Here is a 22447-nt window from a genome sequence, read left to right on the forward strand (position 1 = left end):
GAGCAGAACTTTTGGGGCTTCGCCTGGGCTGGTCTCAGCGTGCGAGCCGCCCCGCAATGCGGACAAGTGTGAACAACCGCCGTCATTCGGCACCTCCGCAGTACGCGGCATAATGCCGAGCGGCGGCTTCGTAGGGATCAACGCCCACCAGCGCCCAGAAGGGTCGCTCTCCGAGAACGTCGCCCTGAATCCGGTGATGCTCCGCGCAGAGCGGATTGCAGTGCCGGTCGTGGTTTTTGGCCTGTCCTCCGGCGCTATTGGGGTAGCGGGCGTCGCGATAGCGAATGTGGGCCGCTTGTATCGGGCCGGCGCATCCGCCAAGCGCGCGGGCTTCGCAGGGCTGACGCCTAACGTAGGCCAGGAAGCCCTTGTCCTTGATCCGCGGCTGGCGCTGGCCCTTCCCTGACGGACGGAACCCGCGCTGGATCTTCGGCGCCGCCTTCTTCGGGGCGAGCGCCTTCTTCTCCGCCTTGAGGCGGGCCATGTCGCTGTGGATGTCCGCCAGGGTCCGGGTCATGCGGCCTCGTCGTCGGGCTGGGCGTCGACCTCGGCGGCCTTGGGCTTGAGCTCGCTGTCCTTGACCTCGGCGTAGAGGGTCCGCTGTTCGGGCGTCAGGCGCTCCCACCAGGCCACCAGCGCGGCGCTTCCTCGGATCGCGGCTTCACGACCCTCCTCGAGCAGCGGGTCGGCCGGGATTGGCTCGATGTGGGCGTCGGTCATATCGGCTTCGGAGTCGTCGAACAGGGCCGTGGCGCGCGCCGGCCCGACGTCGGTGATCGTCTCCTCAATCACCTCGCGCTCGTCGGGGGACTCGATGCCCAGCACGACTTCGGGGCAGAAGGCGCGGGCCCAGTTGCGGGCGCCGTAGTAGCGGAACTGCTGGTCCTGGTCGGAAAACCATAGGGGCGAGTTCTTGACCTTGATCTGGCCGAAGGTCGGACTGCGATAGACCGACGGCTGGTCGTTGCCCTCCAGGGTGCCGGAGACCACGACGCGGCGGGTCGCCCCCTCCCCCTCGAACTCGAACTTCAGCCGCCCTTTCATGGGCGCCCGCTCGTTGATGAGGGCGTGGATCAGCTGCGCCTCATAGGCCACCCGCTCCTCGCCGGGCTTGCGGCCGGGCACGACATAGGCCTTCTGCGCGACGGCTAGGGCCGACATGCCCCATTCGGCCGCCTGCCAGGCGATGGCCTTGCACAGATCGGGCTGGCCTCGGAAGGCCGGCGGGACCGCCGCACCTGACGCAGCGAGCATCTTCGCCGCCAGTTCCAGCTGTTCGATCGGCGCGGGCAGCGCGTCGCCGCGCCCGCCCATCGGGGTCGGTAGGTTCGTCGTCATGCGGCTTGCTCCCATCGCTTGGCGCCACGGCTGGTGATGGACGGGCTGAACACCACGTCCTCCATTCGGATCAGGCCTCTGTCCTCGACCCACAGGGCGTCGTCGCCGAAGCGGTCGCGGTAGCGGCGGAAGGCGTCGCGGGCGTCGCGGACCATGCATTGCGCCGAAGCCAGCACGAGGGACGAAGACGGCAGCTCGCAGACATCGACTTCTGGACAGCCGACGGTCTGGATCGTGACCCATGTCCATGCGGCCTTGGGGTGTTCGGCGACGCGGCGGATGAACGTCAGGTCCGATGACTGCGGCTCTTCACCGGGGCCGCGATAGACGGCTCCGGCCTCGACAAGGGCGGGGATGGCTTCGCGCGCCAGCCCGTAATGGGCAGCCTGCATGTCGTAGCCGAACCGGTGAACGGCGGAGGCGAAGGCGTCGATCACCTCCCGCCCGTCGGGGCACGCGAACGTCTTCACGTCGACCGAGGCCTTGATCCGCAGGTAGTCGAAGCGGGCCTTGAGCCGCACGCCGTCGTCAGCGGTCCAGATGACCGACACCTCGGGGTGGCCTCCAGTCAGGACCGCCGATCTGATCGACTTGCCGCCCAGGCTGGCCCGCTCGGCGTCGAGCATGGACCCGATCAGCCGGATGGTGGCGAACCAGCGCTCGGACACGACTTCACGGCCGGCGATCACGCGCTCCCGTCCGTCGGCCCAGTCATCGGACAAGGGGCCGATGCCCAGGGCTCGGCAGACGTGGACGAAGTCCGGCCGCTTCCACTTCGAGGGGGCCGGCATGTCGGTAGGTGGCGTCAGCCCGCTCTCGCGGATGGCGTCGCGCATCTCCTCCACAGTCTTGAGCAAACCCTCCGGCGGCGTCGGCTCCACACAGTGACGCGCGGCGAACACCTCCGGCCCCTCCAGCACCATCGTGTGGACCGCCTTCCCGAACCGCTTGGCGGCGCTGTCCTCGGCGTCCTCATCGTCGCCCAGGCCGATGCTGGCGCGGAAGTCCCGCAGGCGCTCGAACTGCCACTGGATCGGCGAGATGTAGAGGCGCTTGATGTCGCCGGACCCCAGCGCCGGGTGGGCATGATAGGCCTCTTCGTCCAAGCCGAAGTAGATCCCGTCGGGCAGGTGGTCGTCGTTCGCCGGAGGGGTCATGCGCGCACCGGCATGGCCGGGATGTCGAAGGCCGCAGGTCTGGGCGCGCGCGGCCGATAGATCGGCTCTTCGGTGATGGTGATCCGGCGAAGGTGCAGGCCGTCGTGGCGGTAGGCGTTCTCCCGGACCCAGGCCTTGCCTGCTTCACGATCGGAGAAGGTGTAGAGCTTCACGCCACGGGCATTGACGGCGGCGTAGTCTGTGCGGAGGTGGCAGAAGGCCGGGGTCATGTCAGGCGGCCTCCGGCTCGGCGGCGGGCTCCCACGGCGCCGGGATCAAGCGCGCGTCGAAGAGCCGGATGAACTCGTCAGCGCGAGTCCGATAGATTGCGAACTTGCCCGTCATCTCCGATGTGGAGTTGACCCCGAACGCCACGTGCATCGGGCAGTTGGACCAGTCGTGGCAGTCCCAGGCGCCGGCCGCGCGAATGTCGTCGAGCGTCTTGCCGCCAGCTGTCAGGAGCGCCGGGACGACATCTCGCTTGTATTGAGCGAAGGTCAGGCCATCGGGCATGATCATGTCGTCGAGGTTTTTGGCCCCGCGCAGGTTGGCCTCGCGCAGGTCGGCCCGGCTCAGGTTGGCCCGGCTCAGGTAGGCCTCGCTCAGGTCGGCCCGGCTCAGGTCGGCCTCGCTCAGGTAGGCCCGGCTCAGGTAGGCCCCGCGCAGGTTGGCCCCGCGCAGGTCGGCCCGGCTCAGGTAGGCCCCGCGCAGGTTGGCCCCGCGCAGGTCGGCCCGGCTCAGGTCGGCCTCGCGCAGGTCGGCCCGGCGCAGGTTGGCCCCGCGCAGGTCGGCCCGGCTCAGGTCGGCCCGGCTCAGGTCGGCCTCGCTCAGGTAGGCCCGGCTCAGGTAGGCCCCGCTCAGGTTGGCCCCGCGCAGGTAGGCCCCGCTCAGGTCGGCCTCGCTCAGGTTGGCCCCGCTCAGGTTGGCCTCGCTCAGGTTGGCCTTTGCCTTGACCGCCCATCGGACAGCGAGGCCCAGCTTGATCGACACCGGAGCGTCGGGCGCGCAGTCGATTTTGGCGATCACCTGGACCTCGTTGGTCCAGCGGTTGCGGATTTCGAAGGGGATCACTTCAAGCTCCAATGCAGATGATGAGGAGGCACAGGACCAAGGCCGCCACGGTCATTCCGGCGAACTGGATGAGGGCGTAGGACCAGCGGGCCCATTGCGGGCCGGAGAGATTGCGGAGGGTGGAGCGGATCATGCCGCTCTCCCCTGTTCAGAGACGCCAGCGCCGGAGCCGGGGGAGCGGAGCACATGCGGCTCGGGCTCGTATTCCCGGACGGCCTTGATGCAGGCCCGCAGCGCCCGGATGGCTTGCAGGTTCATGTCCTGCAGGATGTCGGCGGTGTCGGGGTCGCTCTGGCCGTAGGTGGCCTCGACGCGGGCGATGTCGGCGGCGATGTCGGCGATCCGGCGCTGGGCCATCGGGACCGAAAACACCTGACCGGAGGCGTTGACAATCCGGCCTTCGACCACCTGATACCGGCCGATGTAGGGGACCGGCCCGGCGCCCGGCTTCACCGTGATGGCGCTCATGATGCGCGCGAGAGGGGCGGAGACGTGTTCCATCACGCGCCCCCCTTCTGCAGGGTCGGCATCTTCGCGACGGCGGCCTCGATTCTGCCGAGACACCTCTTGATGTTACCGATCTCGTGGCGGGCGGCATCGGCATAAACGCCGTAGCCGCAGCGCTCCGCATCCGCGAGGCTGATCGCTAGCCCGACGCAGTGGTCGGCAAGCGAGCGCGCCTCGATAACGGGGGAGATTTCACGGGCCATCACGCGGCCTCCGCCAGCTTGGCCGTGTCGTTGGCCGGCAGCTTTCGACGAGCGCGCTTCTTCGGCCCCAGCACCGGCTTGAACCACGCCGGGAACGCCTGCTCATTGCCCCCGCGCATCGGCATCAGGACGCCGAACACGTCTGGGATGTAGGGGAACAGGACCAGGGCTGGATCGCTGTCGCTCAGGGCAATCACGCGGATGCCCTGATAGGCTGTTGGGTTCAGCCGTTCCGCGACCTTGCCGAACGATCCCAGGTAGTGCGGATTGAACGTGGCGTGAGCGGCTGGCGCCTTGGTCTTGATCAGGTCCAGCAGGGGCGTGAACGCCCGCTGCCAGCTGATCCAGTCGCCCGCCGACGTAAGCCCCGTCAGCTCCGGTTGATCGGCGACCAGAACATGGCCTTCAGCGGTGACGGTAAGCGCCTGATCGCCCTTCACAGACCTTAGGGCGCGCCTCAGCGCCTTGTCGGCGAGGATGATGCGAGGTTCGGCGCAGACGCCGGTCTCGTCTCGCACGACCACGAAACGGTAGCCGTCGGTGGCGAGCATTACGGCGCCGCCCTCGGGGTGCGGCTGGACATAGACGCCGCGCAAGCTGGGCCGAAAGTCGTCGGTCGAGGCGCAGGTCGCGGCGGCGTCGAACAGGCGGGCGCGGATGCGGATGATCTCGCTCATCTCACGCCACCTCCGCCAGATCAGCAGACCGGGCCGCGTTCAGCTCAGCCAGCCATTCAGCCTGACGCCGCTCCACGTCCCACAGAACATCGTCGCCGCGCTCGACGCGGGACAGCTGCCAGAGCGCCCACTGGAACTCGGTCATCCGCCCCGAAGGGTTGCCGGCCGCGACGTGTTCGTAAGCCTTCGTGGCGCTGCCCCAGGCCAGGGCATACCGGCGGGCCTCAGCCGTCGCCGTCGCCTCATCCATGAGTTCCGTGGCCATCGAGAGCGTCACGCTCGCCCTCGCGCCCGATTGGACTGCCGTCTGCATCAGGCGACCTCCACCATCTTGCCGCCCTCGGCGCGATACCAGGTGTCAGGCTTGATGCCGTCCTCACCGACGTAGCCGACAGCGAACCGAATGCGTTTACCGTCGTGGTAGGGGATGCAGATCGCCCCGCCCGCACCAGCCTTCACCCACGCATCCCTGCCGGCGCAGGCGACAACAGCGTCCTTTCCAGACGCTTCGATCCGGGCGAGGTCGCCACTGGAGCCGATCTGGGCGGAGTCGCCGCTGGAGCCGATCTGGGCGCGGTCGCCACTGGAGCCGATCCGGGCGTAGTAGCCACTGGAGCCGATCCGGGCGTAGTGGCCGCTGGAGCCGATCTGGGCGCGGTCGCCACTGGAGCCGATCCGGGCGCGGTCGCCACTGGAGCCGATCTGGGCGGAGTAGCCACTGGAGCCGATCCGGGCGTAGTAGCCACTGGAGCCGATCCGGGCGTAGTAGCCACTGGAGCCGATCCGGGCGTAGTGGCCGCTGGAGCCGATCCGGGCGTAGTGGCCGCTGGAGCCGATCTGGGCGGAGTAGCCGCTGGAGCCGATCTGGGCGGAGTCGCCACTGGAGCCGATCCGGGCGTAGTAGCCACTGGAGCCGATCTGGGCGGAGTAGCCGCTGGAGCCGATCTGGGCGCGGTCGCCACTGGAGCCGATCTGGGCGCGGTCGCCACTGGAGCCGATCTGGGCGTAGTGGCCGCTGGAGCCGATCTGGGCGTAGTGGCCGCTGGGATGATCACCCTTGGCCCGCGTCGCGGCGATCACCCAATCCACGGCAGCGCGGATCATGTCAGACAGCCGAACCTCGGCCCCGATGGTGATGCGACCCCCGGCGACCTTCGTGTCATCGCCGTGGCGGGCAAGCTCACCGCTGAGGGTCACCCTGGCGAAGCGGTTACCCTCGCCGAGGCCGTAGTAGCCCCACACATCCATGGGGTTCTCGCAGGCGTGGAAGCCGCTGTGACACGCCTCCACCCTGCCGGTGTGCTCATAGGTCTTGCCGACCTCGAACTGATAGCCCCGGCATTGGAGGTTCTTGTCGAAACCCTTCCAGGCGACGACGGGCTGTTCCGTCGCGGCGGGCTCTGCGGTCTTGCGCTTGGGCATGTCGTCGCCTCGTCAGTTGATGAGGCGGTTGTGCATGACTGCACGGCCCATGTCAATGCACAAATGCACGGTCTCTGCGCATCCCGCATCGGTTAACGTCTGTCCGCACAACCCGGACGGGTCAGGAGGGCACATGAAGCGAGTGATGGTGATGGCGGCGCTGGGCGTCGCCGTGATGGCGAGCGGGTGCGCGACTAAGCGCTATCCCATCGCGACGGCGTGGTCGCAAGCCGAGGCGGAGGTCATGGACTGCAACCAGCTTCGGCTAGAGATGATCCGCGCGCGCCAGGTCGAGACCCAGATCGCAGAGACCGCCGACTTCGACTGGCGGTCGGTCGCGGGCTTCCTCGGCGACTATGGCATCGGCAACGCCATGGCGAAGTCCGACGCCGACCGCGCTATCCGTCAGCGCATAGCGGGCATCCAAGAGGCGCAACGGGAGAAGAACTGCCCGGCGACCGTCAGCTGGCTCGACAGCCTTGAAGGGCTCGTCGGCCGGGTCATCGGGCAAGGCTGATGTTCGGGTGGCTGTTCGGCAGACGGAAGGCCAAGGCGCCAATTGTCGCCGTTCAGCCCGTCCGGCGTGAGCCGACGCCGATGGTCCAATGGAGGCCGGACTCGTTTCCGATGCCGGTCGTGGGCGAAAGTCACTACCAGGATGCGCTGGTGGCGATCTTCGGTCGCCACCGCCGCTACGGCACGGAGGAAGAGACGGAGGCGCTTGTCCGGCTCGATCCCATGAACGCATACGATCCCAACGCCGTCGTCGTGACGATCGACAACCGGATCGTGGGCTTCCTGCCGCGAGACCAAGCCGTCAGGGTCGGAGCGGCTCTTCGTGAGGCCAAGCTGACGCAGGTCCGGGCAAGGGCGCAGGGGCGCGGCGGCTGGCGCACCAACCAGTATGATGAAGGCCACTACGGCGTGAAGCTGGCGATCCCAACCTATGGCTGGATCGACCTGGGCGTCGGAGCGTCGCCCCCGCCAAAGCCCCCGCGCAAGAAGCCGGTCCGAAAGCCGAAGGCTAGCTGAAGCGCTTGATGGTCTGCACGAGCAGGCCGGTCACCTGGACCTCAACGTCAGTCCCATCCCCGTCATCGAGTTGAACGGGCTCCGTCCAGCGCGGGTTCGTCGAGCGGGGCCATAGCAGGATGGCGCCCGGCGTGATCTCGACCTCTTTCAGCGTGATCTCGCGGAGCGCCCCGCCCGCTCGCGTGCGCGTCACCTCCACCACCTGACCGGAGCGTAGCTCGGCTCCGGCCCCGGTGAAGTCCACAAGGTGCGCCAGATCGCCGGGCGTGATGCCGCGTGCGTCCATCGAGTCGCCCTTGACCTCGCGCAGCCATTGGCGGGCGTGCGGGTAGCGCCGGTCCAGCGCCACGGCGAGCATCACCGGCTCGTCCTGCGGCGTCTCGTCCACCTCCAGCCATGCGCCGGCCTGCACCGGGCCGATCACCGGAAGGTCGCCAACAGAAGGCGCAGTGGCCGGGCCGTCGAACACCCCGGCGGGGAGCGGGACGCCGGAGGCTTCGGAGATCTTCAGCAACGTCGCCAGCTTGGGCGTGAACTTGAAGCTCTCGTCATTCAGCGGGCGCGTGATCGTCGTCGGCGCAACCCCCGCTCTCTTCGCCAGCGCATAGGGAGCGAGCCCCGAGGCCTTCACAGCCTGGGCGAGAAATCGGCGGGCAATCTCGGCGACATCTGACACGGCGCGACTATGCACAGCCTGGACGCCAGGTGTTCGTGCATTGCCGCATTGACTTTCCGTGCAGGAATGCACATAAGACGGTTCATGACCCAACCGCAGCCTGAAGTTCTCGAAGTCGAGGCCCGCGCCGAAGCGGTCCAGATCAAGATGAGCGTCGTCCTGCGCGAAGCCGGAGTGCCCGCGAGCACCTGGTGGCGGTGGCGCAAGGGCGGCGTCGAGCCGAAGGTCACCACGCTCCGCAAGGTGCGTCATTCGCTCGACCGCCTCGCGTCGGAGCAGGCCGCCGCATGAGCGCTCACGTCTGCTCCCTCCGCTTAACGGCGAGCGGCGGCGACCTTCTCTCCCGGCAGCTCGATTTCCTGGCGACCCGCCTAGCGGAAGCGCCGGAGAGCCTTTCGGAACTCATCGACGCGCTTTCGGGCCGCGCCGAGGCGCTGGTCCAACTCCGCGAGGTCCAGGTCGGTGACGCCGCCGCATCCGGCGCACGTGAGATTCCCTTCCGCCTTGAGCTTACGGAGGGCGCGGCGCGTCTGCTTTCCGCAGTGGCCGCAGCGGACGGTGATGCGGGGATCGTCGAGGATGCCCTTCGCCATTTTCTTTCAGCTCCAGTGGTGGCGTTGAACACCTCCACTGTGACGGCCACCGCCGGGGGAGTCACCCGTCCCCTCCCGGACTTCCCCGGCGGTGTGCGCCCATGACCCCAGCCTATCCCGCACCGGCCGAAGAAGCCGGGCTGCCCCGCATCACCGAGACCGGACATGAAGACGAGCCTCTGCGAAACGCTCTGTGACAGCAGCGACCGGCTGACGGCGGTGATCAACCGCTATGTCCTGGCCCTGTCCAATGGGTCCGCCGCCGAGGTCGTGGACGGCCTTCGCGCCAGCCTCATCGACGAGGCCCGCGCCGCCAAGGCGACCAGCGATGCGGCACGGGCGGTTCTCGCCCAGGCCACAGCCGCCCTGCCCGATCTTCACCACGCCAACGATCTGCATCCCAGCCCTCCATCCGCCGCCTGAGTAGGCCGGAGAGCCGGGAGCGTCACCGTAAATACCTTGGGGTCCATTACGTGAACGAACCGACCATCACAGACCTGACCCGCCGCCTGATCGAGGCCTGTGGCGGGCTGGAGACGGCCTCGCGGAAGTGCCGCTACTCCGTTCCCCAGCTTTCGCGCTGCCAGACCGAGAACAGCGGGTGCTTCCTCGCCCTGGACGTGGTGATCGCGCTGGAGGCCTACTGCAAACAGCCGATCATCTCGCGGGCGATGCTCGCGGCCACGCCCGACACGCGCCCGGCGTCGGATATCCGAGACGAGGCCAGCGAGGCTTTCGAGGCCTGCGCCGACATGCACCGGGTGGTGCGTCTCGCCGACCGCACCCCGCGCGGACGCAAGACGATCCGGCAAGCGGTGGCGCGCGCCCGCGACGAGCTTCGCGACGTTGAGGCGGCGCTGGAAGCCGAGGAAACGGCGGTGGCGTCGTGATCCGCCTCCCTCTCCTCCGCCCCAAGCCCGACCCCTTCGCCACCCTCCAAGGCGTTCTCGACGCCCTGGACAAAGCCGCGACCGCTCGTCGGGACACCCGGGCCATCGGCGAGCTGAGGGCCGCCCGGCAAGTGATCAATCGTGAGTGTCTGAGGGCGGCGAAACGAGGTTCGCAGGGGGCCAATCGGGACAGCCTCCGGCGTGTGCTCCGTCCCGATCAATCGAAAGGTTAAGTGCATGAAGCCGATCACCGATACCTTGCGGGACATCCGCAAGGGCATGGTGGCGGAGGCCGCTGGCGAAGAACTCGCCGCCGTCGTCCGCGCCGTCACCGCGACCGGAAAAGCCGGTTCGCTGACCCTGAAGCTCACCGTCAAGCCTCAGAAGGGCGACAGCGAGCAGGTCGTCATCAGCTCGAAGATCAGCGTCAGCGCGCCTACCGCTGACATGCCAGAGGCGATCTTCTTCGCCGATGGCGAGGGCGACCTTCACCGCAACGACCCGCGACAGCCCGAGATGTTCCGCAACGCGGATCTCGGCGATGCGGTCGTTGATCGGAGGGCGTCGGCATGAGCGCTCCTGAAACCGAAGCGGGCGTCATCGCCGAACTGGCCGTGAGGGCCAACGGCGGAGAGGTCGTGCACGGCCCGAATGGCCGCACCTTCCTCGTCTCGGCGCCCGGCGCGGTCGTGAAGGACATCACGGACCCGCACGGCATCGTCGTCGATCCGCCGGCGCGCATTCGTCAGAGCGTCACGCTTCAGACGGTCGACTCCCTGGTCGACTATGTGGATCGGTTCAAGACGAAGGACACGGTGCTTTTCGCCGACATCCGGCAGTCCAGCATCGCGGCGCTCATCGACTATCACGGCCCCGGCGAAGCGGCTCACGTCGATCACAAGGCGACGATGATCCTACCGTTTTCGGAGGAGTGGAAGACCTGGACCGCCATCGACGGCAAGATGATGGACCAGCTCACCTTCGCGCGCTTCCTCGAGGAGAACGCCGTGGACGTGGTGGCACCGTCGGGCGCTGACCTGCTTGAGGTCTGCCGTGACCTGCAGGCGAAGCGCAAGGTGGACTTCCGCAAGGCCGTCCGCACAAACACCGACAACGAGAACTTTGAGTACACCGACGAGACCACGGCGACCGCCAAGTCCGGCGGCGTCGAGGTGCCCTCCAAGTTCCAACTCAAGGTGCCAGTCTACTTCGGCGGCGAGACGGTGTCGCTGTTCGCCTTCCTGCGCTGGAATCTCGTTGAGACGTCGCTCCAACTCGGCGTGAAACTGCATCGGGCTGAGCACGTGCGTCAGGCCGTCTTCAAGCAGATCGTGACGGACGCTGGCGCGCGCTCTGAACGCCCCGTCCTCTTCGGAACGGCGGGGTGACGATGCGGAGCCCGCACATCTACGGCTTGGGTGTGCGGGCTTTCGCACACTCGGCGCAAGCCCCTCTGAGGGCCTCCCGATGAAAGTCGTCGTCCACACCTGCGCCCGCCGGCGCGACGACAAGTTCCTGATCACCTTCCGCCTGCCGGGGGGCTCGATGGGCTCTGCGATCTCAGACCGTGAGCATCGCGAGGGCGAGAGCGTGGTCGTCAGAGATGGGAGGGTCGTTCGATGAGCGTTTGGGAAGAGCCCGGCGTCACCGACGCCCTGATCCGGCTCCACAAGGAAGGGCTGTCATATTCAGACATCGGCGCGCAGCTCGGTGTCAGCCGGAACGCCGTGGCGGGCAAGATCGCCCGCCTGGGCCTGGCCCAGGGCGTTGCCGAGGCCGAGATGAAGCGGCGGCGGCATCTGGCGCACCTCAACAACGCCCGGCGTCGGTATGTCTGGACCGCCGAAGCGGACGCCCTGCTGCGCGAGATGGCGCAGAAGGGCGTGACGAAGGCCTATGCCGCGCGCCGCCTCGGGATCACCCATGATCAGGTGCGGAACCGGATAGACGCCCTTCACCTGCCTTGGCGGCGCCCGGCCGGGATGGGGACCTTTGAGCGCGTGGTGAAGCCGAAGCGCGAGCGGTCTGTCGAGATCGCCGACGCGCAGGACCTGTTCGCCGCTCCGGCCCCCGAGGATGCCGTCCCGCTGATCGGCAGGCCGTTTGGGGCCTGCGCCTTCCCGCTCGGTATCCCGGAGACCCCCGGCGAGCAGCTGTGCTGCGGCCACTCGGTCAAGGGCGGAGGCTTCGTCTACTGCGAGCGGCACCACAACATCGCCTTCCGGCCCGGATCGGGCATGTCGCCGCGAGACGTGGGCCGGGTGGTCAGCATGGCGGGCCGCGCGACGAGACGCTCTCCGGTCGCGCAGACCCCGTGGGATGAGGCCCGAGCCGCATGAAGCCCCGCCGCCCCCGCCCCTTCGACCTCTGCGACGGCCGCATAGACCGCGACCGCTCCCGAGCCCGTTCCCAGGAGCAGGCCAAGCACATCGAGGCCGCGTCCTACCACGCCGCCCAGGCCCGCCTCCGCCGTATCGAGAAGGTGGACCTGGAGGCCCATGTCCGGGGCGAACTCCGGGCCATCCGGGACATCTACACCGCCCACACCGATGCGGCTGGGGCCTCGTCCCTGATCGCCAGCATGGCCGTCCAGGCCATCGTCCGGGCTCCCGTCGCCAGGGCCGAGGCTGAGCGGGTCTTCGCCAAGGCCGCGAACGATGGGAGCGAGGGATGAGCGTCAGCATCCTGATCGGCGACGTTCGCGAGCGCCTGGCCGAGTTGCCGGCGGACTCGTTCGACTGTGTCGTGACGTCGCCGCCCTACTGGGGTCTGCGCGACTACGGCGTTTCTGGTCAGATTGGCCTTGAGGCGACCTTGGCCGAGCATCTGACCGTGATGGTCGACGTCATGCGCGAGGTGCGTCGCGTCCTGAAGCCGACCGGCACGCTCTGGCTGAACTACGGCGACTGCTATGCGACGTCGCCGAACGGGCGCAGCGCGGCCGACACCAAGGCGGCCGGCACGGATGACCGGACGTTTCGGGACAAGCCGTTCTCCACGATCCAGGGACTGCTGAAGCCGAAAGACCTGTGCATGGTCCCGAACCGGCTCGCGATCGCGCTGCAGGAGGATGGCTGGTGGGTCCGGTCGGAGATCATCTGGGCCAAGCCGAACCCCATGCCGGAGTCGATCACCGACCGGCCTGCGACGGCCCATGAGAAGATCTTCCTGCTGAGCCGGGCGCCGAAGTATCACTACGACGCCGATGCGGTGCGCCAGGGGCGCACGTCGGACGAGGACGCGAACACCTTCCGAGGCGGCGCCTACACGGGCGGCGACATCGACAACGGCGCGACCGGAAAGCGCAAGGTGCGCGGCAACAAACAGATCGCCACCGCAGAAAGCGCGGCTCGCGCTGGTGCATCCTCCGGCCGCCGGATGGCTGGCTTCAACGAGAGGTGGGATGCCAAGGAGAAAGCCCGCCGAGATGCTCAGTATGAAAGACCCTACACGGGCAAATCGCTGAAAGACTATTCGGCCGAGGGCCTTCAGGACCCCTCTGACATCAAGCGCCGGATCGTCGAGGGCAAGATGAACGGCACGATCGCCGAGGGTCGCAACCTCCGCAACTACGAGCCTGCCCCGGTTCAGGTCTGGCCTATCGCCACCCGGCCGTTCAGCGACGCCCACTTCGCCACCTTCCCGCCGGAGCTTGCCGAACGCTGCCTGCTCGCCGGGTGCCCCAAGGGAGGGTCTGTTCTCGACCCCTTCGGCGGCGCCGGAACGACGGCGCTGGTCGCAGACCGCTTGGGCCTGGACTGCACGCTGATCGAACTCAACCCCGAGTATGCCGAGATCGCTCGCCGCCGCATCGCCCGAGATCAGGGGATGTTCGCCGCGATCACCGTCGCCTCCAACGACCAGACAGGGAGCGAAGCGGCTCCCCTTCCCCATCATTCCGACAGCGAGGCGGCATGACCGACGCCCTGACACACGACGAGACCATGACCGATCACCGGGGCCAGGAAGGCTCAGGCCTGCTGGTGATCGACGGCCAGACCGTCCCCGCCAAGTTCCACCCGCTCGCCCAACTCTTCCCGATGATCGAGGGCGAGGCGTTCAAGGCCCTGGTCGAGGACGTCCGCGAGCACGGCGTGCGCCGGCCGATCGTCCTCCTCGACGGGATGATCCTCGACGGCCGCAACCGCTACATGGCGGCGCGGGAGACCGGGGCGACGTATCGCGTGGTCGAGTTCACGGGGGATGATCCGGTCGCCTACGTGATCAGCGAGAACATCAACCGGCGCCACCTGACGGACGCACAGCGCCAGATGGTCGGGGCGAAGATCGGCAAACTTCCCAAGGGGGGAGATCGTCGCGAAGAGCAAACCGCCAATTGGCGGACTGCCCCCACGACGGCCCAAACGGCGGAACTGCTGAACACATCGGTTCGCGGCATTGAGAGGGCGCGGGTCGTGGTCGAGACCGGGGCGCCGGAACTGGTAGAAGCCGCTTCGTTGGGAGAGGTCAGCATTGCTGCCGCCGCCGAAGTGGCCAAGCTCCCCCAGGCCGAACAGGTCGAGATCGTGTCCAAGGGCCCCGAGGCCGTGCGCGAAGCCGCCAAGGCCGTGAGGCAGGAGCGGGCGACGAAACCGGCCGCCCCTTCGGAGCCTGCGGCGCCCGTCGATCCCGAGCGCCGCGCCCTGGCGAAGATGACGACCGAAGGCCTGATCGACGAGGTGATCGGGCTCAGGGCCAACCTCGCCGACGAGAAGGCGAAGTCGGCGAAGCTGAAGGCTGAACGTGACGAGCTTAAGGCCCAGCTTAAGGAGGCCCAGGCCACGGACGGCGGTCGGACGGTCGCCAATCTTCGCCGCGAGATCACGACCCTTAAGGGCCGCCTCAACCAGCATCAGACCGACGCCAAGCGCTACGAATACCGCGCCAAGAAGGCCGAGGCTCGGGTAAAGGAACTCGAGAACACCCCGATCGACATGGGTGCGCCGTGAGCATCCTCGCCCGTATCCGAGCCAATGGCGGCGACGTGATCCGGCAGGAATGGCGGTTCACGCTGAAGCGCGGTCGCCTGTCGGCTGAGGCTCTGACCTGGCTTCGGGGCGCCGGCCGCTGGCGGCAAGCCTGCCGCGAGGTCTGGCCGATTCTCGACCTGTGGGAGGAACGAGCCGCCATTCGCGAGTTCGACGGCGGCATGCCCCGCGCCGATGCCGAGGCCGCCGCATACGCGGAGGTCTGCCCATGCTGAGCCTGGTCGACGCCAAAGAGATCGTCCTCCGGCCCTATCAGCTCGACGCCGTCGAGGGGCTGAGGGTCCAGCTCAGGGACGGCAAGAAGCGCCTGATCCTGTGCGCCCCGACCGGCGCAGGTAAGACCGTGCTCGCCGCCCACCTGCTGAAGCAGGCGGACCAGAAGGGCAGCTACGCCCTGTTCCTGGTCGATCGCGTCGCCCTGGTGAACCAGACCAGCGAGACGCTGGACGGATATGGCGTCGGCCACGGCATCGTCCAGGGCATCAACCGCCGCTGGGCGCCGCGCGAGAACGTTCAGGTCTGTTCGGTACAGACCTTGGCCCGGCGGAGCCTGCCCCGGTCCCCGTCCCTGATCGTATATGACGAGGCCCACGCGCAGTATCAATCGACGCTCAAGTTCATCGCCGACCATCCCGAGGCCGTCGCCATCGGCCTGACGGCGACCCCCTTCACCGCCGGGATGGCGGACCATTGGGAGGGGATGGTCAACGTCACCACGACCCGCAAGCTGATCGACGACGGGTTCCTGATCGAGCCGAAGGTCTACATCGCTCGCTCACCCGACGAGAGCGAATACAGCCGAAACAGCTTTGGCGAGTTCTCCGACGAGAGCGCTGCGTCGGCCGGGATCAAGATCGTCGGCGACGTGGTCGCGGAATGGATCGCCAAGACCAACGAGCACTTCGGCGGGCCCGCCAAGACAATCGTCTTCTCGCCGACGGTCGAGCATGGGCGCGAGCTGTGCGCGGCCTTCGCCGCCGCCGGGTTCAACTTCCAGCAGATCAGCTACATAGACCGCTCCGATGAGGAGCGTGCGGGCAAGATCGCGGAGTTCCGCCGCCCCGATAGCCTCATCCACGGCCTCGTCTCATGCGGCGTGCTGACGAAGGGCTTCGACGTCCCTGACGTTTTGGTGGGCATCTCGTGCAGGCCCTACCGCAAGAGCCTTTCGAGCCATATCCAGGAGATCGGCCGCATCATGCGGACCTGTCCCGGCAAGACCAAGGCCCTGTGGCTGGACCACTGCGGCAACTTCGAGCGGTTCGCCGTGGACATGTACGACGTCTGGGACAACGGCGCCGGGGAGCTTTCGTCGGCAGCCAAGCGCGACAGCGTCGCCAGGGAGCGAGAGGTCAAGAACCGCGAGCCGCTGAAGTGCCCCGAGTGCGGCGGCGGCATGCGCGGCAACGTCTGCACCGCCTGCGGATGGGAGAGGCCGGCGCGATCGGAGATCCAGGCCGTCGCGGGTGAGCTCAAGGAGTTCGATCCCACTTGCCTGGGCATGGAGCCCCGTGGCGGTCTTCGGGCCGAGTGCCTGAAGAACCCGCGCCTGATCTGGAACGCGGCGCTGAACTACTGCGCCGCTCACACCCGGCAGGGAGAGGATCACGCCAGGCGCTGGGCCTATGGCATCTTCCGCGGCGTCTATCCGGGGGCCAAACTGCCGAGCGGCTGGTATGGCGCCCGTATCCCCGCCGTGGTCGATCCCGGCGCCTATTCTCTCGTCGAACGCGAGACCGCGCGCTTCCGCAAGATGAACCCGATGCGGAGGGCGGCATGAGCGCGCTCACGCTGGAGGAGGCCATGCGTCAGGCCTGCGCTGCGGTCGGCATAGAGCCGCCGAAGCATCGGCTTGTTCCGGGGCGTTGGGTTCGCACGGACTCCAAGGGCAAGAACGGCAAGAACGATGCCGCCGTGAAGCTGGACGATGATCAGCGCGGAGGCATGGCCTACAACTACCAGACCGCCCAGGGGCAGCGGTTCCACGTCAACGGGGCCAACGACAACTTCGCCCCCCGTCTGCCCAAGCGCGATCCGGCGAAGGAGCGCCAGCGGGAGGCCGAGCGGGTCGAGATCGAGCGGACCTGTGATCGCATCGTCCGGGCCTGCCGGCAGGACGTTCACCCCTACCTGAAGCGGAAGGGCTTCCCCGACGAGATCGGGCTGGTGATCGACGATCCGCGCGAGTGCTTCCCGACGGGGAAGCTCGGGGACCTGCTGCGGAAAACCATGCCGGAGGGCGACGGGCCGTTCCTGATTATCCCGGGCCGGATCAACGGCAAGCTCACGACCGTCCAGTTCATCACCCCCGAGGGCGTCAAGAAGAACATCTTCAGGGGCGTGATGGGCGGAGCAAGTCACCGGATCGCCACGGGACGCGATACTTGGGTCTGCGAGGGCATTGCCACCGCTCTGAGCGTCCGTGCTGCGCTGCGCCTTCTCGGCGTTCAGGCGACGGTTCTTTCGGCCTTTTCGGCGTCCAACGTCGCCAAGGTCGCCGAGGGCATCTCAGGGGCTCGGATCGCTGCGGATCATGACAAGCCGGTCGAGACCCTGGACGGCCTCGGGGCCGGGGAGTTCTACGCCCGCCGTTCCGGTCGGAAGTGGGTGATGCCTTCGGCGCTGGGGGACTTCAACGACATGCACATGGCCGATGGCGTCCGCGCCGTCGCCCTTCGTCTCCGGGAGGCGCTTGGATGAGATCGAGAACCCCCGCCTTCTCTGACGGCGGGGCCGGCCTGGCGGACGGTTTCGAGACAGTGGCGCCAGGTGCAGGAAGCCCACCACGGGGCGGGACCATGGGCAAAGCGCAGTCCGAAAGAGAGAAGCGCGGTCCCCGGCACAGTGACGATGGTGTCGCAAGTAGCTCTCGACGGTCTGGGGGTAGTCACCCCATCAGATCGGCCAAGGCGACGGCTCGGCTCCGGCCAGCAAGATCGCGGAGGCATGGGGACCGACCTCAGAGCCGAAAGGCCTGGGGCTGGTCGTCCTATGCCTTCTGCTCAGGCTCTCTCCATCCAGCAAATCAGTATAGACCATACATAGGACAAGCACAGATGAGTAACGCCCCCGCCAACGACCCCCGCCCCCAGGAGACCGCAGCATGAAAGGATCGACGCGTCGCTTTCAGAGCGTCAGCGAGCTCGAGGCCGGCGCCTATCGCCGGTTTCAGCTTGTCGCGTGCGGCGCCTGCGGCTTCATCGGCCGCCTTCACGACGCCACCGCCACCGGAATGCCGCCAGAACTCGCCAAGAGGAAGTTCCAACAGATGGGGTGGTCGATTGGTCAGAAGGCCAGCCAAGACCATTGCCCCCGGTGCGTCGAGGGGCGCGCCAAGTCCAATCCCAAGCCCGTCCCACAGGAGCCTATGATGGTAGAGCCGCCCCGCCAGCCCACCCTAGACGACCGTCGTCGCATTCGCGAGGCGCTGTTCGCCCACTACGATGAGGAGTCCGGCCGCTACAGCAAGGCCCACAGCGACAGGTCGGTCGCGGCGGCGCTGAAGGTTCCCTTCGCTTGGGTTTCCCAGGTGCGAGAGGCGCTCGGCTTCGGTCCGGACCGAAACGAGGCGGCTGATGCGTGGCATGGCGAAATCAAGGCCATCCGAGAGGCGATCAAGGTCGCCCAGGATGAGGTTCTTGCCGACGCTGCCGGACGGTTCGACGCTCTCGATAAGCGCCTCTCGGCGCTGGAGCGCAGCGGCGTGAAGGAGACCGCAGCATGAGCCGCCGCAAGAAGCGCAAGCCCGCCGACCCCCAGGCCATCGCCAAGGCGCGGATGGAGCGAGAGGCCAGCCGCGAGATGGCCGCCGTGATCGGGGCCCAGCCCAGCACGGCCATCAACCGCGACAAGCACACCGGCGCCATGGTGTCGGCGCAGCGGGTCAACTGCTTCGTCACCCTCCTGAAGGTCGGTGGGCCCGAGGCGGAAGCGGTGAACTGGTTCGAGATGCTGGTTCGTCGGTCTCGGGGCGAGGCGGATCGGCAGGTCAACGACCTTGGCATCCGGGCGGCGAACGACAGCCTTCCGGGCGGCCCCAGCGACGCAATGCTCATCTCGGCTGACAAGTTGGCGGTCGTCCGGGCCTTCATGCCGGGGAACGCCTACAGGATGATGCTGGCCTTGGTGGAGCCTGACGCCGCCCTCCTCACCCGCTGGCGGGATCACGTCGCCCTGATCACCGGGGAGACGAGCCCGATGGCTCAAGGGGCGAGAGTCCGGGCCGCAGCGGAGCATCTGGCCTGGATTCACGCCAACTTCCCGATGCTGGAGCGAGCCTACGAAGCCAGGGCGAAAGCGGCTTGACGTTTAAATCGAACAGGGGGACAAAGGCTACAGGGGCGCTTCGCGCGCACAGGGTTCGGCCGGGAAACCGCCGGGCCTTCCCTGCCGCGCCATTTCCACGCTGACCTGATCAGTCCTACCCCACCACACCCTGTGTCGGAGCTGCGCGCACATGGCCAGGAACGGTGGAAGGCCAGACCAGAGAAGCGCTGAGGCCCACGATTACCGAAGGCTTTACAAGACCGCCCGATGGCGCAGGGTCCGAGAGACCCAGCTATCGGCCAATCCCCTCTGCGCCATGTGCCTGGAGGACGGCAGGGTCACCCCCGCCACGGTGTGCGACCACGTCGACCCTAAGGACAAGCTCGACCCCGAGCTGTTCTTCACGGGGAAGAAGGCCAGCCTCTGCGGCCCGCACCACAACAGCACCAAGCAGAGGATGGAGAAGCGAGGCCACGGCATCGGACATGATGCGTCGGGCCTGCCCCTCGATCCGAACCATCCCTGGAACCGCTGAGGCGGGAGGGGGGTGGGCAAATCTCTGCAAGTCATCGCCTGTTGACCGGCGGAGGCCCACAAAATCAACGCTAACCCAGATTTCTCGCGCGCGGAGGTCCGATGCGTAAACAGCGGATCGACAGCGCGACCGCAGCGGTCGAGGTGATGGTCAAGGCGGCCCGCGAGATTGAGCCGCCGGCGCACGCTCCGCTGCACGATGACGCCGAGTCCTTCTGGGACGACATCATCGCGGCGCGGGCCCGGTCGGAGTGGAACGACCACGACCTCGCCATCGCGTCGGACCTGGCGAACGCCATGGCCCAGCTGGTGGAGAACCGGCAGACCTTGCGATCCGAGGGTGAGGTCATCACCACGTTTGACGGCGAGGCCTGCAAGCCGTTCGCCAATCCTCGGGTGGCCGTGGTCCATGGCCTCACCGCCCAGATCAAGGCGGCGCGGCAGTCGCTGAGCATCCACGGCCGGGCGGCCGGCGAGGCGCGCGACGTCGGGCGGCGCCGGGCTGCGGCAAAGGAAATCGAGGCGGGCAATCCGCTGGCGGAGGACGATCTGCTGGCGCGACCGCAGGCGTTCAACTAGATTCAGTCGAGGCCCGGCGGTGTTGACGCACCGGCCGAGCCTCTAATCCTCAACCTGGTAGGAACAGGCCATGGACTACGAGCGGATATACCGCGCTTTCATCGCGGATCGAAGAGGGCGCGAAGCCGATCTCGCCGGTTATTCTGAGAAGCACCACATCAAGCCCCGTGCCCTTGGCGGCACGGATGAACCTGCCAACCTGATCCGCCTGTCAGCGGAAGATCATTTCTTCGCCCATCTGCTGCTGGCGAAGATCCACGGCGGCAAACTGTGGGCTCCGATCGCGTTTATGGTCGGCGGCGACCGCAAGAGCTGGACGGTCCGGCGCTCACGCCGCGAATACGGATGGGCGCGTCGGTCGCTGGCGCTGGCCTTAAGCGGCGAAGGGCATCACGCTTTCGACCGAGAGGTTCGCCGTCTGCGGCACAAGGACGGTCGCACATGGGCCGGTCTTCAATCTGAGATGATCGGCCTCGGCTTGTCCAAGTCGATGGCGAACATGCTGATCAAGGGACGCGTCAACTCGGCTGAGGGTTGGTTCCTGGCGGATCGAGAAGAGCCTCGGCGTGATGGCGTTCACCACCCGGCATACCGGGCGGAGTCATTCTCTTGGCTGCACACGGACGGACGACGGTTCACCGGAACCGCCTTTGACCTGGCGGCCGAGTTCGGACTGAACCGTATGAAGACGGCAAATGTCCGCGCTGGCCGGCAAAGGTCATACGCGGGCTGGTATATCGACGGGCGGCCTCCGGCCACGGTGGGGCGCGGCGCAAAGGGTGCGGTTCCGGTTGGCGAGAGGGGCGTGGTCGCCGTTGCGCTCGCGCATCAAGACGGACGCGCGTTCGTCGGTTCACGACGGCAGGCGGCGGAAAGCCTCGGGCTTTCGCGCGGAAACCTCAACATGGTGATCAATGGCCAGCGCGCCCACACAAAAGGATGGAGTCTCGCGACCTAGTCGAGCCGAAAGAGTTTTGGCCTTCATCCGAAGGTATTGCCGAGTCCCGGAGGGAAAGCACGTCGGAGAGCCGATGGTGCTTCTGCCATTCCAAGAGAAGTTCATTCGCGAAATATACGACAACCCGGCGGGCACTCGGCTAGCCATCTTGTCGGTTGCGAGAAAGAACGGAAAAAGCGGACTTATAGCCGCGATTGTATTGGCTCATTTGGTTGGCCCGGAGGCAAGACTCAACAGTCAAATCGTTTCTGGCGCGCGATCCAGGAAACAAGCGGCGATCGTTTTTAACCTCGCCCTCAAAATGGTGAACCTAGAGCCGGCGCTCCGCGCGATCATCCGCGACGTGCCGTCGGCTAAGACGCTTCATGGCCTGACCATGAATACCGAATATCAGGCCTTGGCCGCAGAAGCGGGAACCGCGCATGGCCTGTCTCCCGTCCTCGCTATCCATGATGAAATGGGGCAGGTGCGCGGTGAGTTCGACCCATTCATCGAGGCGATTGAGACCGCCCAAGGGGCGTATGATGACGCCCTTCAAATCGTCATCTCCACCCAGGCGCCAAGCGACGCCGACATGCTTTCCATTCGGATTGACGACGCCGAACGGTCGGGAGACCCAACCGTCGTCAGCCATGTCTACGCCGCGCCAGACGACCTTGAACTTACCGACCCCGCCGCATGGCGCGCCGCGAACCCGGCGCTCGGAGCGTTTAGGTCGCTAATCGAAATTCAGAACAAGGCCGCCGAAGCGGCCCGCATGCCGTCCGTCGAAAACAGCTTCCTCAATCTTTATCTAAATCGTCGCGTGACGCGGTTCACGCCATTCGTCTCCCCGTCGGTGTGGAAGGCGTGCTCGGGTCCGGTGGACCTCGGAGTGTTCCGGCGAAACCCCGTCTATGGCGGGCTCGACCTGTCGCTGACGACCGACCTGACGGCGCTGATCCTGGCGGCGAAAGAGGATGAGGTCTGGCACCTGCTGCCGGTTTTCTGGACGCCTGAGGCCACGCTGGCTGATCGCAGCCGGCGAGACCGCGCGCCCTATGACGCTTGGGTGCGGGACGGGTTCGTGAAGGCGACGCCCGGCCCGGCTGTCGAATACGGCTTCGTGGCCCGCGACATCGCCGAGATCACCGAGGGGATGGACGTCAGGAAGATCGGCTTCGACCGGCACCGGATGAAGATACTGGAGGGTGAGCTGGAGCGCATGGGCGTGGACCTGCCGTTCGAGCCGTTCGGGCAGGGCTTCGTCAGCATGGCGCCGGCCATTGACGCGGCCGAGGTCGAGTTCCTGCATGGCCGGGTCCGCCATGGCGGGCATCCGGTCCTGACCATGTGCGCGGCGAACGCCGTCGTGACCCTGGACCCGGCGGGCAATCGCAAGCTGGACAAGGCCAAGAGCACCGGCCGGATCGACGGCATGGTTTCGCTCGTCATGGCGATGGGCGTGGCGGCCCAGGACAAGGCGCCAGAGGAGGCGGGATGGAAGGACTATCTCGCCAGCTTGGGCGTGGCGGCATGATGAAGGCGATGTGGCCTTTCGGCCGGAAGTCGGCGGA

At 67.1% G+C, this 22447-nt stretch carries 34 protein-coding genes; 22 read left to right on the top strand and 12 right to left on the bottom strand.

Annotated elements, in window-relative coordinates:
* Positions 1-82 precede the first annotated feature (82 nt).
* The 11 genes from ACFFGE_RS05075 to ACFFGE_RS05125 are packed head-to-tail and all read right to left on the bottom strand — an operon-like array spanning position 83 to position 6375.
* The gene (locus ACFFGE_RS05075) at positions 83-517 is read right to left on the bottom strand and encodes a hypothetical protein (RefSeq protein WP_376834927.1); all 435 of its coding nucleotides are present in this window, start codon (positions 515-517) and stop codon (positions 83-85) included.
* On the bottom strand, positions 514-1338 hold the full coding sequence (locus ACFFGE_RS05080; RefSeq protein WP_376834929.1) for a recombinase family protein: 825 nt from the start codon (positions 1336-1338) through the stop codon (positions 514-516). Before ACFFGE_RS05080 ends, ACFFGE_RS05075 begins: the two co-directional genes overlap by 4 nt.
* Positions 1335-2495, bottom strand: a complete 1161-nt coding sequence (locus ACFFGE_RS05085; RefSeq protein ID WP_376834930.1) for a PD-(D/E)XK nuclease family protein — start codon at positions 2493-2495, stop codon at positions 1335-1337. Before ACFFGE_RS05085 ends, ACFFGE_RS05080 begins: the two co-directional genes overlap by 4 nt.
* Positions 2492-2725 carry a hypothetical protein gene (locus tag ACFFGE_RS05090; protein ID WP_376834932.1) on the bottom strand — a complete coding sequence of 78 codons (234 nt, stop codon included), beginning with the start codon at positions 2723-2725 and terminating at the stop codon, positions 2492-2494. The genes ACFFGE_RS05085 and ACFFGE_RS05090 overlap by 4 nt, the downstream gene beginning before the upstream one ends.
* 1 nt (position 2726) lies before the next feature.
* On the bottom strand, positions 2727-3566 hold the full coding sequence (locus tag ACFFGE_RS05095; RefSeq protein WP_376834934.1) for a pentapeptide repeat-containing protein: 840 nt from the start codon (positions 3564-3566) through the stop codon (positions 2727-2729).
* 1 nt (position 3567) lies between these two features.
* Positions 3568-3699, bottom strand: coding sequence for a hypothetical protein (locus ACFFGE_RS05100; RefSeq protein ID WP_376834936.1), 132 nt, complete (start codon positions 3697-3699; stop codon positions 3568-3570).
* Positions 3696-4034, bottom strand: coding sequence for a hypothetical protein (locus tag ACFFGE_RS05105; protein WP_376834938.1), 339 nt, complete (start codon positions 4032-4034; stop codon positions 3696-3698). The genes ACFFGE_RS05100 and ACFFGE_RS05105 overlap by 4 nt, the downstream gene beginning before the upstream one ends.
* A gap of 32 nt (positions 4035-4066) precedes the next feature.
* Entirely contained in the window at positions 4067-4276 is a 210-nt protein-coding gene (locus ACFFGE_RS05110; protein WP_376834940.1) for a hypothetical protein, read from the bottom strand.
* Complete coding sequence (locus ACFFGE_RS05115; protein WP_376834942.1) at positions 4276-4953, bottom strand: hypothetical protein; 678 nt, start codon at positions 4951-4953, stop codon at positions 4276-4278. The genes ACFFGE_RS05110 and ACFFGE_RS05115 overlap by 1 nt, the downstream gene beginning before the upstream one ends.
* A 1-nt stretch (position 4954) precedes the next feature.
* A complete protein-coding gene (locus tag ACFFGE_RS05120; RefSeq protein ID WP_376834944.1) occupies positions 4955-5266 on the bottom strand; it encodes a hypothetical protein in 312 nt (103 codons plus the stop codon).
* On the bottom strand, positions 5266-6375 hold the full coding sequence (locus tag ACFFGE_RS05125) for a DUF7666 domain-containing protein (protein ID WP_376834946.1): 1110 nt from the start codon (positions 6373-6375) through the stop codon (positions 5266-5268). The genes ACFFGE_RS05120 and ACFFGE_RS05125 overlap by 1 nt, the downstream gene beginning before the upstream one ends.
* A gap of 133 nt (positions 6376-6508) precedes the next feature.
* Here ACFFGE_RS05125 and ACFFGE_RS05130 point away from each other — a divergent pair, with 133 nt between their 5' ends.
* Together ACFFGE_RS05130 and ACFFGE_RS05135 are read left to right on the top strand one after the other, a co-directional pair.
* The gene (locus ACFFGE_RS05130) at positions 6509-6892 is read left to right on the top strand and encodes a hypothetical protein (protein ID WP_376834948.1); all 384 of its coding nucleotides are present in this window, start codon (positions 6509-6511) and stop codon (positions 6890-6892) included.
* Positions 6892-7407 (top strand): hypothetical protein, encoded by a 516-nt coding sequence (locus tag ACFFGE_RS05135; RefSeq protein ID WP_376834950.1) that lies wholly within the window; start codon positions 6892-6894, stop codon positions 7405-7407. Before ACFFGE_RS05130 ends, ACFFGE_RS05135 begins: the two co-directional genes overlap by 1 nt.
* Here ACFFGE_RS05135 and ACFFGE_RS05140 read toward each other — a convergent pair.
* Positions 7400-8083, bottom strand: a complete 684-nt coding sequence (locus ACFFGE_RS05140) for a LexA family protein (RefSeq protein ID WP_376834952.1) — start codon at positions 8081-8083, stop codon at positions 7400-7402. The genes ACFFGE_RS05135 and ACFFGE_RS05140 overlap by 8 nt on opposite strands.
* Positions 8084-8167: 84 nt before the next feature.
* Here ACFFGE_RS05140 and ACFFGE_RS05145 point away from each other — a divergent pair, with 84 nt between their 5' ends.
* The 20 genes from ACFFGE_RS05145 (at position 8168) to ACFFGE_RS05240 (ending at position 22410) form a co-directional block, all read left to right on the top strand.
* Complete coding sequence (locus ACFFGE_RS05145; protein ID WP_376834954.1) at positions 8168-8374, top strand: helix-turn-helix domain-containing protein; 207 nt, start codon at positions 8168-8170, stop codon at positions 8372-8374.
* Positions 8371-8781, top strand: a complete 411-nt coding sequence (locus tag ACFFGE_RS05150) for a hypothetical protein (protein WP_376834956.1) — start codon at positions 8371-8373, stop codon at positions 8779-8781. Before ACFFGE_RS05145 ends, ACFFGE_RS05150 begins: the two co-directional genes overlap by 4 nt.
* 60 nt (positions 8782-8841) lie before the next feature.
* On the top strand, positions 8842-9099 hold the full coding sequence (locus tag ACFFGE_RS05155) for a hypothetical protein (RefSeq protein WP_376834958.1): 258 nt from the start codon (positions 8842-8844) through the stop codon (positions 9097-9099).
* Between the two features lie 50 nt (positions 9100-9149).
* The gene (locus tag ACFFGE_RS05160) at positions 9150-9566 is read left to right on the top strand and encodes a hypothetical protein (protein ID WP_376834960.1); all 417 of its coding nucleotides are present in this window, start codon (positions 9150-9152) and stop codon (positions 9564-9566) included.
* 237 nt (positions 9567-9803) lie between these two features.
* A complete protein-coding gene (locus ACFFGE_RS05165) occupies positions 9804-10139 on the top strand; it encodes a YfdP family phage-associated protein (RefSeq protein ID WP_376834962.1) in 336 nt (111 codons plus the stop codon).
* Positions 10136-10954: a DUF2303 family protein gene (locus ACFFGE_RS05170; protein WP_376834964.1), complete on the top strand. Its 819-nt coding sequence runs from the start codon at positions 10136-10138 to the stop codon at positions 10952-10954. Before ACFFGE_RS05165 ends, ACFFGE_RS05170 begins: the two co-directional genes overlap by 4 nt.
* A gap of 79 nt (positions 10955-11033) precedes the next feature.
* Positions 11034-11189, top strand: coding sequence for a hypothetical protein (locus tag ACFFGE_RS05175; RefSeq protein ID WP_376834966.1), 156 nt, complete (start codon positions 11034-11036; stop codon positions 11187-11189).
* Positions 11186-11905 (top strand): GcrA family cell cycle regulator, encoded by a 720-nt coding sequence (locus ACFFGE_RS05180; RefSeq protein WP_376834968.1) that lies wholly within the window; start codon positions 11186-11188, stop codon positions 11903-11905. The genes ACFFGE_RS05175 and ACFFGE_RS05180 overlap by 4 nt, the downstream gene beginning before the upstream one ends.
* Complete coding sequence (locus ACFFGE_RS05185) at positions 11902-12240, top strand: hypothetical protein (RefSeq protein ID WP_376834970.1); 339 nt, start codon at positions 11902-11904, stop codon at positions 12238-12240. The genes ACFFGE_RS05180 and ACFFGE_RS05185 overlap by 4 nt, the downstream gene beginning before the upstream one ends.
* Positions 12237-13484 carry a DNA-methyltransferase gene (locus ACFFGE_RS05190; RefSeq protein ID WP_376834972.1) on the top strand — a complete coding sequence of 416 codons (1248 nt, stop codon included), beginning with the start codon at positions 12237-12239 and terminating at the stop codon, positions 13482-13484. The genes ACFFGE_RS05185 and ACFFGE_RS05190 overlap by 4 nt, the downstream gene beginning before the upstream one ends.
* The gene (locus tag ACFFGE_RS05195; protein ID WP_376834974.1) at positions 13481-14515 is read left to right on the top strand and encodes a hypothetical protein; all 1035 of its coding nucleotides are present in this window, start codon (positions 13481-13483) and stop codon (positions 14513-14515) included. The genes ACFFGE_RS05190 and ACFFGE_RS05195 overlap by 4 nt, the downstream gene beginning before the upstream one ends.
* Positions 14512-14769 carry a hypothetical protein gene (locus ACFFGE_RS05200; protein WP_376834976.1) on the top strand — a complete coding sequence of 86 codons (258 nt, stop codon included), beginning with the start codon at positions 14512-14514 and terminating at the stop codon, positions 14767-14769. The genes ACFFGE_RS05195 and ACFFGE_RS05200 overlap by 4 nt, the downstream gene beginning before the upstream one ends.
* On the top strand, positions 14763-16334 hold the full coding sequence (locus tag ACFFGE_RS05205) for a DEAD/DEAH box helicase (RefSeq protein WP_376834978.1): 1572 nt from the start codon (positions 14763-14765) through the stop codon (positions 16332-16334). Before ACFFGE_RS05200 ends, ACFFGE_RS05205 begins: the two co-directional genes overlap by 7 nt.
* Positions 16331-17254: a primase/helicase family protein gene (locus ACFFGE_RS05210; protein ID WP_376834979.1), complete on the top strand. Its 924-nt coding sequence runs from the start codon at positions 16331-16333 to the stop codon at positions 17252-17254. The genes ACFFGE_RS05205 and ACFFGE_RS05210 overlap by 4 nt, the downstream gene beginning before the upstream one ends.
* A gap of 403 nt (positions 17255-17657) precedes the next feature.
* Positions 17658-18278, top strand: a complete 621-nt coding sequence (locus ACFFGE_RS05215) for a hypothetical protein (RefSeq protein ID WP_376834981.1) — start codon at positions 17658-17660, stop codon at positions 18276-18278.
* Positions 18275-18859, top strand: coding sequence for a hypothetical protein (locus tag ACFFGE_RS05220; RefSeq protein ID WP_376834983.1), 585 nt, complete (start codon positions 18275-18277; stop codon positions 18857-18859). Before ACFFGE_RS05215 ends, ACFFGE_RS05220 begins: the two co-directional genes overlap by 4 nt.
* A 277-nt stretch (positions 18860-19136) precedes the next feature.
* Positions 19137-19355, top strand: coding sequence for a hypothetical protein (locus ACFFGE_RS05225; protein WP_376834985.1), 219 nt, complete (start codon positions 19137-19139; stop codon positions 19353-19355).
* Between the two features lie 101 nt (positions 19356-19456).
* On the top strand, positions 19457-19933 hold the full coding sequence (locus ACFFGE_RS05230) for a phage terminase small subunit, hendrixvirinae-type (protein ID WP_376834987.1): 477 nt from the start codon (positions 19457-19459) through the stop codon (positions 19931-19933).
* A 70-nt stretch (positions 19934-20003) separates the two neighbouring features.
* Positions 20004-20891, top strand: a complete 888-nt coding sequence (locus ACFFGE_RS05235) for an HNH endonuclease signature motif containing protein (protein WP_376834989.1) — start codon at positions 20004-20006, stop codon at positions 20889-20891.
* 73 nt (positions 20892-20964) lie between these two features.
* Positions 20965-22410: a terminase large subunit gene (locus ACFFGE_RS05240; protein ID WP_376834991.1), complete on the top strand. Its 1446-nt coding sequence runs from the start codon at positions 20965-20967 to the stop codon at positions 22408-22410.
* Positions 22411-22447 lie beyond the last annotated feature (37 nt).

Origin of the sequence: Brevundimonas balnearis (assembly GCF_042434805.1) — a bacterium.
Classification (GTDB): Bacteria; Pseudomonadota; Alphaproteobacteria; order Caulobacterales; family Caulobacteraceae; genus Brevundimonas; species Brevundimonas balnearis.